Genomic DNA, 12,533 nt, shown 5'->3' on the forward strand with positions numbered 1-12,533 from the left:
TCAAGAAGAGTTTGCTTAGATAGAGTTGAGGTATAAACTCCCCATAAAACGAAACATAGTAGCAAGTTAAAGCTATACATAAATTGATAAAAAAGAAAAATATAGGTGTTTTCCACCAGTGGATTTCATCTTTAATTTTAAATAAGTTGATGAAACTTTTTATAAAATGTCTTTTCTTATAAAGAAGTAAAAGTATTAGAAAAGGTATTCCATATTTAATTAAGCGGGTAAACAAAAACACAATAAGATAAAACTTAGGGTAATACGCTTTTAATTGGCTAATAGATTCTGTAAATAGATAACTTATATGAAAGGTGTAATACACATATAGCTCATGTATTTCACTTGAAAAATACAATAAAATATATGATAACACACTTAAGATAGTGAATAAGGCTAATAGTATAAATTTACTTTTTCTTAGCTTAAACATTTAGCTGTGTTTAGAATCATCATGAACAAGTTCAATCCACTGATACAATTTCTCTATCCCCTTTCTCAAATCAAATTTTGGCTCCCAATGCAACTTTTCACTTACCAAAGTATTATCACTACATCTTCCTCTTACACCTGTAGGTCCATCAATATTTTTGATAACTAACTTTTTCTCACTTAACTTAATTATCATTTTAGTAAAATCATTAATGCTTATCATTTCTTCACTTCCTATATTAAAAGGGCCGCTCTCATTGCTTTGCATTAACAACCTTACCGCATCTATACAATCATCTATATATAAAAAAGAACGTGTTTGTAGACCATCTCCCCATATTTCTATATTTTCCCCTTCTTTTGCTTGTGCCACTTTTCTACAAATAGCTGCTGGGGCTTTTTCTTTGCCATTGTTCCATGCACCTTCTGGCCCATAAATATTATGAAAACGTGCTATTTTAATGTTTAATCCCAAATTCCTTTTGAATGTCAAATACAACCGCTCACTAAATAACTTTTCCCAACCATATTCGCTGTCTGGCTGTGCAGGGTAAGCAGTATTTTCTGCTAGTTTTGGATTGTTAGGGTCTAGTTGGTTATATTCAGGATACATACAGGCAGAAGAAGAATAAAACACTTTTCCTACTTGGTAATCTACACAAGCTTGAGCCGTAAGTAAATTGATTAAAGCTGAATTATGCATTACATGCGCATCATTATCTCCAGTAAAAATATAACCAGCACCTCCCATGTCGGCTGCAAGCTGGTATAGCTCATCTATATTATTAGCTAATGCTTTAACTACTTTTTCTTTATCACGCAAATCTGCTATAGTAAATTTATCTGCTGCGGTGGGTGAAAACTCGGGTTGTTTTAAATCTACCCCATGCACCCAATAGCCTTCACTTTTTAAGCGTTTTACCAAATGGCTACCTATAAAACCGCCTGCTCCAAATACAACTGCTTTTTTCATCTTAACCTATACTATATTTTGTAAATTTAGGAATTGAATTCCTAAATATCATGGTAATTTGTGTTTTTCTATGATTTTGCTTAAAATTTGTGTGTTGTTTTGTATTAACTCATTTTCTTGTATGGCCTTTGTTGCGGCTAATCCTATTTGTTCCACCAATTCATCACTTTTACAAACACGAATCATTTCCTTTGCCATATTAAGATAGTCATATTCATCTACTAAAATACCAGAAACACCATTTTTAATTATTTCTTGAATTCCTGCGTGTTTGGTGGCTATTATAGGTAAACCATTTGACATGGCTTCCATAATTGAAACTGGCGTACCTTCTTTATCTCCAGTAATAGGAGTAGTTAATGAATGTTGCACAAAAACTCTTGCTTTTTTCATTTCTTCAGCCACTTGTTCTGGCGTTTTAATACCTAAAAAATGTACCTTATCATCAATTTTAAGTGCTTTAACTAAAATGTGGCATGCTTCAAATAATTCTCCACCGCCATCTTTGCCTATCATGCGTAGCTGCGCATCAGGTATTTCTTTCAGTACTTCATTAAACGCTAAAATGGTAAGGTGTGGGCTCTTGGTTTCTGCAAAGCGGCCAATGGCTAGAAAAATCGGTGGATTACTTTTGTGATTGAAATACCTAAAAAGCTTGGTGTTAATGGTAGAATGAAAATACTTTGTTTTATTAGAAAAACCATACTCATTAACTTTTGTTACTATTTCATTAGAAACACATAATATTAAAGATGCATAATCAAACAAGTTTAAATATTGCTCCTCATTGCTTTTAAAATAGAGATTATGATGTATGTCATAACCTCTTAGCGTTACTATTAAAGGTACATTGGCTAACTTACAACTTTCATTAATTTCAATACCTATTGTGCCAAACTCAGCAAAAACCAATTTTATCTTTTCTCTCTTAAGATGCTTTGTAAAGGCTTTTTTAAGATAATAATTGGTTGGTTTTTTCAAAAAGATTTCTAGAAGCTCATAAGCTTTTAAAATGATTTTATGTTTAGACAATAGATGCCCTGTTTCTGTATTATAACATGGGAAAAGCCCTCCATAGTATTGGCGCACATAATATTTTTGCTTATCTATATTCCTAATTTTTTCACGGATAAAAGTTTCGGTATATTTTGTAAAGCTTTGATTGACTATTGCAATATTGGGTAGTCTTTTTCTTCGTTTTAAATCTTCTTGTGTTTTCATATAGCCCGCATAATGCTCCCGCATGGCTTTTTCTTTAGATTGAAACAGCACTATTCTACGAAAATAGTAGATGGCGTAGTTGATTGTTTTAGAGATAATATGTTTCACTATATTTTTCAGCTTCTTAGACTTATTTGATTACAAATTAATGCTGCCCTTTTGTGCCAAGTATTCTCTTGAGCTAAGTTAAAAGCATGTTCGCACAGATGCTTAGCTAAATTTAAATTATCAGTTATCTTATTGATATTTTTAACTAAACTCTCTACATTATTGGCATCATATAAAAGTGCATGAACATTGTGTGAGATAACACCTTCAAATGCTTTAATATCTGGTGCTAATATAGGTCTTTTTGCTGCCAAATATTCATATAGCTTAATAGGAGAAGTATATTTTGACTGCCTACACTCATCTTGATGCGTTAAAACTAAGATGCGAGCTTGCTTTTGTAAGAAAGGTATGAATTTATTGGGAATATGTGAAAAGAAAAAGACATTTGATAAATTGCTCTCTTTATTACGATATGCCTCAACCTGCTCTTTCTTACCCCCTTGTATGATAAAATTTAAATGTGGAAGAAGTTTAGCTGCTTCTATTAATAGTTCTACATTCTTATAATCGTATAAACTACCTGTATATAATACATCAATAGTAGGAGGGTGCTTTTTTAATAATGAGTATGGTGGTTTTACAGGATTTGTATAACGATTTACATCAACAGCATCTTCAAAAATTACAATCTTAGAAGAAGCAATGCCTGCACTAACATATTGCTGCTTTAATGATTTGTGAATGGTAACCAACATAAGAAAACTTGGTTTTTGAGAAGCTGAAACTACATGTTTAAAATAGGGGTTTTCTTTATCATTGTGATATTCAAGAACCGTTCTTATTCCCTTATTCACACATTCTAAAGCTAAAGACTCACATCTAGTATATACAATTGTTTTACTATTTCTTTCTTTTAAATAAGCGCATATTTTTTTGTTAAATATAGGGTCATATACAAAATCATATATTTTTTTGAAAAAAGTAAGTGAAACTCTATTTATGAATGTTGTTTTAGGTAATTCATTTAAGCCATACCAATCTTTTATTTGCTCTCTTTTATTTACTTGGAAATAATGTTTTTGTAAAACAAGCTCAAATTTGCTAACTTGCTTGCTTAACGCTAGAGCCATATTGATGCTATTTACACTATGTGCGTACCTAGATGGAATATTACCATATGGAACATATATTAAATCAAGTTTTTTCATTTAGCGAATCTGAGTTTATGTGGACTGAGATTTTAAGTAGTTTGCTTTTAATCATAACATCTTACTTACTTTATCTTAAAATTAGTAAACAAAGTAAAGAAAAGTATTTGTTTTTTAGTCTTTTTACACTTTCCTTTTATTGGCTCATTTTAGAAAATGATGCCTTTTTTAAAGATGGCTTTTATTTTACTCCAGTTGCTCTTTTACATCTTTCTTCGTTATATTTTCTATTTAATTTCAAGAAAACTAAAGAAGCTTTGATGCATGTGGTGGTGGTTTCTCTTATGATAATGGTGTATTTTGTAGAAGTATATATTGAAAAAACAAATGCCCCTATACTATTTACTACTATAAATGAAGAAGAGGTCTTAGAATTAATTATTGCTGGGCTTTTCTTTATTGAAGTTTTATTACTTTCTAAAATCAAAAGTTGCTTTCATTTCCCGTACTGGACAGTCTTCCCTTTTTTGCTTATCGCATTTGGACTTAGCCGTCTTAACTATTTTGATAGGATACCAGACCCCAATAATATCCGCTTAGGTTCAGGGAAGTTCTTTATTTTTTAGGGGTTTTTATATTTGTTTTACTAAATAAATTCAAAGAAAAAAAGATTAGTTCTTCTTTGAAAAATCCTCAAAATAGGTCTTAAAAAAGAAAGCATTGATGGGCTTTTTTATAGTATGGGCTAAAAATTTAAGTTCAACAAAACTTGTCGGTTTAAAGTAAAGCATAAAATTGATATACAGTATAGGTTTATAAATTCCTTTCTCTCTATAGTAATCAAACAGCTTAAGATATCGACCTGCTAAAGCAAAATTTACTTCATTGATATGATTTTTTAAAAATTGTAAATACTTTAATTGCTTTAGTACTTTAATTTGAAATTTTAAATAATTATCACCTCCTACGGTTTGATTTCTTCCTACTAGGCGTATTGTCCTTTTTGATAGTGCTTGATTATGAAAATGAATTTTACCCAAAGTGGATAAATAAATAGTCAAAATCCAATCAGAATTATATTTATAATGCTGAATTAAGTTTTCATAGCTAGAATCCACTAAAAAGTTTCTCATAAAAAAAGAACTAGTAGGCCAGCGTTGTTTTTCCAAAACGGCTTCAAAACCTGATACTTCTGGTATATGATACCTAGTGGAATATAAGTCTATCTTTTCTCCATATTCATTACAATTAATAGCATCATGAGTAGTTAAAATATAATCTGAGTGTTTTTCTAAAAAGTCATACTGGCTTTGGAGCTTATAATTTACAAGCCACTCATCATCTCCATCTAGTAGAGCAATATATTTATATTGATTTTGTACGCCTTTGTAAAAATCTAAGAAAGCATATGCAGCTCCTAAATTTTTTGCTGTAGTATATACCTCTATATTGCTATTATATTTCTTTAATACATTTAAAGTGTTATCTGTACTACTATCATTAATAACTACCAATTGATAATTAAATCTTGTTTCTTGCATTAAAACAGACTGAACAGCTTTCTCAATATAGTTTTCTTGATTATAAGTAAGAATTACTATAAGTACATCTATCATAGCATAAACTTATTAAATATGTTTTCAGGAATGTTTTTAGCAATTGCTCCTTTGTTAAGCTTACGTTTACCCACAAAAGAGTTTCTTCCATGCAACACTCTCCTATCATGGAAAAAAACAGCATCACCCTCTTCAAGCTTTAAAGAAAGTAGCTCACCACTTTTTTCTATATGCTTATATAGGAATAATTTAAACCCTTCTACCAGTTCATTATTGCTTTTATCTTCTAAAGCTCTATAGTAATTCCAATTTATTTTCCAGCCCATCTCATCCTTTTGTAAAATATAATCTTCATTATGTGCTATAGGATTATCTTTTCTTCCAAAATGAATTTTTGTAGCTTGTAAGTGTTCTAATAATTGTGGGTTAACTTGTTTTAAGATCTTAACGATAGTATCTACATCTATAAAAGTAGTAGCCCCTCCAAATTCTGCTTGTTTTTCGCAATAAAAAAAAGAGCAAAAAATTTCAAAAGAAAAATAACCATAATCTGTATGTAAAGGCTGAGCATGATTACTATGCTTGTAGGTGTTTTCTTCTTCGCCTTTCTTATATTCTATTTTTGTCCATTCATTAGGTTTAATTTCTCCTGTAATGGGGTCTTCTTCATAAATAATAGGTTGTCCTACTTGATTGGCAAGTTCTTTATAAAAAGCATCCATCTCATCTTTAGCCAGTTTTGGTTTAGCTAAGTGAAGTACTTTTGAGTTTTTAAAAACATGGTTAAATGATTCTGTTTGAGTGATACTATTAAAAAATAACATAATTAAAAATATAAATATATAGTGGAATGTAAAACAAAGTGTAGTACAAAATAATAGGCAGTTAAAAAAACTAAGGTCTTTGTGTAGCTAAACAAAGAATAACTCAAAAACAAAGCTAAACCGGTTAATAACAAAAGAAAAACTTTTGCTGGTTTTAGTTTATTAGCTTTATATTGATACAAGTAAGCTAGTGTATAGTGCGCTTGTCCTAAAATCATAAAAAGTTGTTTAGAATTTTCTTTAAAAAATAAAACTATAAGTAGGGATAAAAAAAATGACAACACTCCAATATTCAACATTTTATACTATTTTGCTGCCGTCAGGCACATCTTCAGTAATCACTTTAGCCATACCTATGCGTACTTTTTTACCTATTTTAACTCCTGGAGCTATAATGGCATTACAGCCAATATAGGAGAATTCGCCAATTTCAGCATTCCCTAAAACACGTACACCAGGACCAAAAGAAGTATATTTCCCGATACGAACATCATGCCCTATTATAGTGCCGCAATTAAAAAAACAGCCTTCTCCAACAAACACTTCGCTACTAATTACAATATCAGGCTGAATGATAGTGCCAGCTTCTATTTCTGTAAACTCACTTACATTTTCTTTCATAGCTATTACCGTAGTTAAGTTACCACCTATCTCTCGTATTTTATCATTCATTCGCATGCGCAACAGAGGATTAGCTATGGCACTAACAAAATCATAACCATGTTGAGTAAAATGTTTTTGTAACTGACCTATATTTCGAATTATAGGATATCTATTAACAAATAGTTTTTCAGCATAATCAGATCGATCATTATAAAAATAAAATACTTTATGCCTATAATCTCTTGCTAAACTCCCTACAATGTCTTTAGCCATTCCGCCCGTGCCTATGATTACCATTTATAGTTTTTTTAATACTTGTTGAATATACGCAGATTTTTTTATTTTCTTTTGATATAGATTGTTTAGGATGTTAAAAGGAAATGAAAGTGGTTTCTTATAATCAATAATCAACAAGGTTCTATCCTTATTTCCTCTATTCCAAGCCGCATGTTTGAAGGTATCATCAAACACCAGTACTTCATTGTTTTTTAAGTGAAACACTTTATCTTCTACTTGTAGGCCACATAAAGCTGGCTCAGGTATATCCAAGCCAATTTGAATACGAAGCACCCCAATATTTTTACCATAGTGAGGCAAAATTTCTTTTCCTGGCTCTAAGGTAGAAAACATAACTAAATTAATAGTGTTTTTGTGTTTTTCAACAAGTTTTTTCAAGGATGGAAAATCTATAATAGCTTTATGGTTATAGTATTCATAACCATACAAAAACAGCGCTCTCCAATTTTTATCCGTGTTCAAGTCTTTTTGTGCATCTGACATTTCATCTATCGGTTTGATTTCATTAGAAAGAAGATAAGTATTGTACTCCTTTTTAATGTCGTTTATAACATCTAAAAAGTCCTTAACAAATAAAGGCATCTCATGACCATAAGCATGACTTGTTTCTTCTAAATATTTATTTAAAAAAGAGAACATATTCTACAATTATACTTTACTTGCATGAGCAATAAATTTAGGCATTTCAGATTTTAATTTAGCAACAATCTCACTTTTACTTAGGCTTGTATATAAGTCATAGGAAAATTCTCCACTATAAAAATCTTCTTTAGGGCTTGCTTTCAAAAAATGTTCAGGTGGTACTTCAAAGCCCATAAGTTTACCTTTCTCAAGTTTATCGTCTCTATGAAAATTGTATAACTGTGCCCCACATGGTGTAATTAATGCCTCAACAGCTACTCTTGGAAATGGCAAAAAATTCATACCTGAACCATGAATTAAATTTCTATGAAAAAGCACAATTTCTCCTGCTTTTGCATAAATAGGTACTAAGTAGTGTTTAATGTTTTTAATATAGTCCACAATACTTACATATCCAAACTGCCTGTAGTAATTTGTATTAATGTGACTTCCTGGAAAAACCCACAAACAACCATTTAGCTTATTTGAGTTAACTAATGAACTCCACGCATTTAAAGAAAAATGTTTGCTTTCATCTACTACAGAAGAATCTTGATGCCAAATAGCACTTTTTTTACCAAATGGTTTTAAAATGTGAGAAACAGGATAAATATCTACTTCCTTTTCATCTAATATTTGTTTTAATCTTGACACTAGAAATTCATCTACTATAGCATTACTACGTTGCTTAAGGCTTAAATTTGCATTAATAAGATTAAACAATTTTTGAGCATTTGGATTATTTGCTTTTGCTTCACTAAGAAGATGTTTGGTTTGCTTTTTTAACTCACTCAATGATTCAGAATAAAGTGAGCCTATTTTTGTGTATCCTAAATACTTTAGTTCGTCTTGTTTTTTTTTAGGTAGTGATGATATCATTTGCTCAAAGATACTGCTTTACGCTTATATACGTTAACCAATGTAGTAAAAAAGAAAAGGGCACAAAAAATGGTAATTAAAGAATCTCCATAACGATACAAAGGTAGAGAATTTAGAAAATTATAGATGAAATTGACTTGATACATTAAAAAGCTAACAATCATTATTATAGCTACTAGAATTAAATTTGTGCTTATTTTATAAGTTTTAGATTGTAAACCACGTGGTAATGAAACACTAATTATTAAAGTATAAACTAAAATATAAGGAAAGAATAAAGCTATATTTAGCGTAAGCATAATACCCATATGAAATAAAACGGCAAAGGCAAAAATGATTACCCGAAATCTATCTGTGAAAAAATTAAGAATAAAGCTTCCTTGAAATAACAAAACACTATAATCTAAGACTTTCCAAAAAATTGGGCTTTTCACTTCAAGAAGCAATGGAGAAAGTAAGCCATTAATACTAAAACCCTTTGAAAACTGTACTAAATAAGCAAAAATGACATAATTATTTGGTTTATACCATCCTGAGTTTATTTTTAATATACATGCAGATATAAAACCAATTGAAATAATGAGTGTTGCAATCTTAGCTATTTTTTTTTGGCTTTTAGGGAAACGCAGAAACAAGTATGCAAATAAAGGAAATAAATGTGTGCCAATCATGGCACTTTCAAATTTAATAAAGTTATTGAAATAAAAATCTAAGAAAAATAGTAGTGTAAAAATAATTAAATGTAGATTCTTCTTTATAGGAAATAGAAAAGCTATAAAAGCTAATAAAAATACCAATTGTTCAGCAAATAATATTAATGCTTTAATAGATTCAACGGAATTTTCTTTGAAAAAAAGATATTCAAAGCTATAGTGTCTATACAATCCCGAAAAAAGCATAAAGAGATAATATAACCTAATAATCCATATCATAAACTAAAGTATCCATTTGTACTGTATAAAGTTGGTCTGATTTTGTTAATTGATTTAAAAGTTGCAAATCTTTATTTACATCTTTAGAATTAACTACTCTTCTTAAATAAAAAAGATAAAATCGTTTGTCATGTGGTTTAAAAAATGGTAAAATATCTATCTCCTCATTTTCTAATTTAAAGCTTGTATTTATGTAAGTAATTTCTTTATTAAACCCCTTGTTATGAAAGTGAGGAAAGATTATAGATGGATAGACCTTTACATCAGCTAAAACTAAGTATATATGCACTATCAATATCAAAAAAAATAAAAGTTTAATGTTTATTTTTTTAATGAGTCTAAAAACGTTATCCATGTGTTTAAATCTATAATATTTTGTTTATTTGAGTGCTCATTTATAATTATCTCTTTATGCTTATTCAAATTGTTTAGAGCTATTTCATACAAATGCTCCGATCTGTTAATTCTATTATTTTTTGGTTCTAAACCCTCCTCAAAATATGAAAAACCATAATCAGTGATATTCTTCAATTTTGAATTTGTTCCTATTTTGGTATATTCCTTAAAATATCGTTCATATAACAACAACTGAAACTTATTGTTAGAATAAAGAATATAGTCTTCAGGAATAGACCACAATGTTTTAACTATATCTGGTTCAGTAAAAACACTGTAATATCTTAGTATATGTTTATAAGGGTTAGACCAATATCCTTCTGTGCCACCATAAAAATTTGAAAAAAAACTCCTGTATAAAATAGTCGTCATAAACTGATAAAAACCATCTGTTTCTTTAAACATTTTTAATAACATTCTATCTTCTTGATTAAACAAATGCTTAGCTTTTTCAAAAGATTTCTTTTTGTATAGATCTCTAACATTGTTTTGAATAAATCTTACAAAAGAATTAGATAAAAACTCTCCTCCCAATAACCCTGTTACAACTTTTACATTGGTACTATCTTGTTGATTTTTATAGTAGGATATTGCCAGTTTTTCGTTTATCAATTGAAATTTATCAATTTTTAAATTGATGCCATATTTATTGGCGAAAATAGATGCAATTAGGGTGTCTTTATCTTCTTTTTCATTCAGTGGTGGAGTGTAAAAGCTAGAATACTTATACCTTTTTTTATCATGAATTAAGGCAAAATTTAATCGAGTGTCTAAGCCACCTGAAAGCGTAACAAGTGTATTTTCAGGTGGAGTTCTTTTCAAGAACTCTTTATGAACGTTGACAAGTTTTTTATAAAACAAATCAATACTATCATTAATAGTTAAATTAACTTTCTTTATACTTGAACGATGTTTTTTCTTTGAAAATTTATGTTTATGCATGTCTAACATAACATTTCTTTCCAACATTCTTAAATTTTTTATAAACGTGAAGCCATCTGGAGTGAAACCAAATTTTAGGTAAAAGTTTATACTTTTAGTGTCTAGTTTTATATTGGGTAGAAGGCTGACTAAATTTTCATATTCATTTGAAAAATATAAATTATTAGCCGATTTGTAATAAAATAGTGGATATATGCCAATTTCATCACCTCCTATTATCAATTTATGTGTCAGTTTATGATAAATTACGAAAGTATACTGTCCACTAAGGAAATTTATTAATTTATAAGTTTGATTTAAAAAAAATTCTAAATCATAGGTTAAATTAATGCATGAAAAATTCCCAGAAATCAACAAAATGCAATTCTTATCTTCAATTCTTGTAATGTCAGATGTATTACGTGCTCCCCAAACTTTAATATATTGGGAGCTTATTAACTGTTCACCAAAAGAACAAGCATTGCTTAATATACTATCTCTTGAATAAACACCTGTAATAATACTTTTCATTACTTTTTATAATTGTTTTCCACGGTTATCTCTGGTTTAATCACACCCCAAGTCTTATTCAAAAACTGTTCGCTATAACCATCTGCTATCACATTAACAGTTAGTGCATTTCTTTCAAAAGTATGAATCTTTGTCTTGTCAAAAATGAAGAAATCAATAGAATAAAACCCAATATTAAGAAGTTTATTTGGAATAGTAAAAGTTAATGAACTTTCTAGTTCTTTTACTTCAATATATTTTTCAAAAATAGTATTTGAATACAAATCTTTAAGAGAAAATCCAAAAAGAACATCTTTATTGGAAGCAAATCGAACATTAAAACCAATCTCTTCATGATAGTAAAAATTATTATCTTTTTTTCCTATTAACTTATAACTAAACTTATGCGGATTTGTTGAATTGGCTTCTTGACCTCTATAAATTTTTAATGAAGAGATTTCTCCTTCTTTTAATGGAAGTTTTAAATTTTGGATAAAAGAATGAAAATTAGCTGACTTTGTATCTGTTTTTAATAAATTACCTCTGTTTATTAACAAGGTTGAATTTAATAAACCTACTATTTCGTTTACTTGATGACTTACAATTAAAATCGTTTTCTTTTTAAAATTTCTAAACAACTGTTGTTTACTCTTCTCCCTAAACCCAATATCCCCCACGGCCATCACTTCATCTAAAAGCAAAATATCACATTTTAAAAAAACTAAAATAGAAAAAGCCAAGCGTAAAAACATGCCGCTACTGTAATTTTTTACAGGAGTATCTATAAAGTCGCCTATTTCACTAAAGTTCACAATATCATCAAAGGCTTCATCTATTTCTGGGGTGCTCATACCTAAGAGTTTCCCTCTTAAATATACATTTTCTCGCCCACTTAAATCAGCATGAAAACCTGTACCCACATCTAAAATGCTGGCCACTGTTCCATTTATTTCCACACTACCTGTTGTAGGCTTAGTAACACCACTCAAAATTTTTAACAATGTACTTTTACCGCTGCCATTTTTACCAATAATGCCAACAACTTCGCCTTTTTTGACTTCAAAGTTTACATCTTTTAAAGCATAAAAGTCCTCTTGATCACCATTTTTGTTTTTCTTTTGGTAAACTTTTGACAACCCTTTTACACGTATAGCAATATCATTTTGCAT

At 29.5% G+C, this 12,533-nt stretch carries 13 protein-coding genes; 1 reads left to right on the forward strand and 12 read right to left on the reverse strand.

The genetic code is table 11. From position 1 onward, the window contains the following. Nucleotides 1–433: 433 nt before the first annotated feature. The 3 genes from H6578_00070 to H6578_00080 are packed head-to-tail and all read right to left on the reverse strand — an operon-like array spanning nt 434 to nt 3,885. A complete protein-coding gene (locus H6578_00070; protein ID MCB9225548.1) occupies nt 434–1,405 on the reverse strand; it encodes an NAD-dependent epimerase/dehydratase family protein in 972 nt (323 codons plus the stop codon). Between the two features lie 48 nt (nt 1,406–1,453). Next, nucleotides 1,454–2,734: a glycosyltransferase family 4 protein gene (locus tag H6578_00075; protein ID MCB9225549.1), complete on the reverse strand. Its 1,281-nt coding sequence runs from the start codon at nt 2,732–2,734 to the stop codon at nt 1,454–1,456. Nucleotides 2,735–2,742: 8 nt separating this feature from the next. Further along, entirely contained in the window at nt 2,743–3,885 is a 1,143-nt protein-coding gene (locus H6578_00080; protein MCB9225550.1) for a glycosyltransferase, read from the reverse strand. On the opposite strand from H6578_00080, the gene H6578_00085 reads away from it, so the two are divergent. Next, nucleotides 3,855–4,451: a hypothetical protein gene (locus H6578_00085; GenBank protein ID MCB9225551.1), complete on the forward strand. Its 597-nt coding sequence runs from the start codon at nt 3,855–3,857 to the stop codon at nt 4,449–4,451. The two genes, H6578_00080 and H6578_00085, sit on opposite strands and share 31 nt — an antisense overlap. A 45-nt stretch (nt 4,452–4,496) precedes the next feature. Here H6578_00085 and H6578_00090 read toward each other — a convergent pair whose 3' ends face one another. The 9 genes from H6578_00090 to H6578_00130 all read right to left on the reverse strand — a co-directional run bounded on the left by H6578_00090 (nt 4,497) and on the right by H6578_00130 (nt 12,533). Continuing rightward, nucleotides 4,497–5,441: a glycosyltransferase gene (locus H6578_00090; GenBank protein MCB9225552.1), complete on the reverse strand. Its 945-nt coding sequence runs from the start codon at nt 5,439–5,441 to the stop codon at nt 4,497–4,499. Next, nucleotides 5,438–6,205, reverse strand: coding sequence for a TauD/TfdA family dioxygenase (locus H6578_00095; GenBank protein ID MCB9225553.1), 768 nt, complete (start codon nt 6,203–6,205; stop codon nt 5,438–5,440). Before H6578_00095 ends, H6578_00090 begins: the two co-directional genes overlap by 4 nt. A 300-nt stretch (nt 6,206–6,505) precedes the next feature. Further along, nucleotides 6,506–7,105: an acetyltransferase gene (locus H6578_00100; GenBank protein ID MCB9225554.1), complete on the reverse strand. Its 600-nt coding sequence runs from the start codon at nt 7,103–7,105 to the stop codon at nt 6,506–6,508. Next, nucleotides 7,106–7,744: an aspartyl/asparaginyl beta-hydroxylase domain-containing protein gene (locus H6578_00105; GenBank protein ID MCB9225555.1), complete on the reverse strand. Its 639-nt coding sequence runs from the start codon at nt 7,742–7,744 to the stop codon at nt 7,106–7,108. 9 nt (nt 7,745–7,753) lie between these two features. Beyond that, nucleotides 7,754–8,605, reverse strand: a complete 852-nt coding sequence (locus H6578_00110; protein ID MCB9225556.1) for a phytanoyl-CoA dioxygenase family protein — start codon at nt 8,603–8,605, stop codon at nt 7,754–7,756. Continuing rightward, nucleotides 8,602–9,537, reverse strand: a complete 936-nt coding sequence (locus tag H6578_00115; protein MCB9225557.1) for a hypothetical protein — start codon at nt 9,535–9,537, stop codon at nt 8,602–8,604. Before H6578_00115 ends, H6578_00110 begins: the two co-directional genes overlap by 4 nt. Next, nucleotides 9,521–9,838 carry a hypothetical protein gene (locus H6578_00120; protein MCB9225558.1) on the reverse strand — a complete coding sequence of 106 codons (318 nt, stop codon included), beginning with the start codon at nt 9,836–9,838 and terminating at the stop codon, nt 9,521–9,523. The genes H6578_00115 and H6578_00120 overlap by 17 nt, the downstream gene beginning before the upstream one ends. Before the next feature lie 20 nt (nt 9,839–9,858). Continuing rightward, nucleotides 9,859–11,385: a hypothetical protein gene (locus H6578_00125; protein MCB9225559.1), complete on the reverse strand. Its 1,527-nt coding sequence runs from the start codon at nt 11,383–11,385 to the stop codon at nt 9,859–9,861. Continuing rightward, entirely contained in the window at nt 11,385–12,533 is a 1,149-nt protein-coding gene (locus tag H6578_00130; GenBank protein MCB9225560.1) for an ATP-binding cassette domain-containing protein, read from the reverse strand. Before H6578_00130 ends, H6578_00125 begins: the two co-directional genes overlap by 1 nt.

The organism is Chitinophagales bacterium, from assembly GCA_020635995.1.
Lineage (GTDB): Bacteria > Bacteroidota > Bacteroidia > Chitinophagales > UBA8649 > JAFMKE01.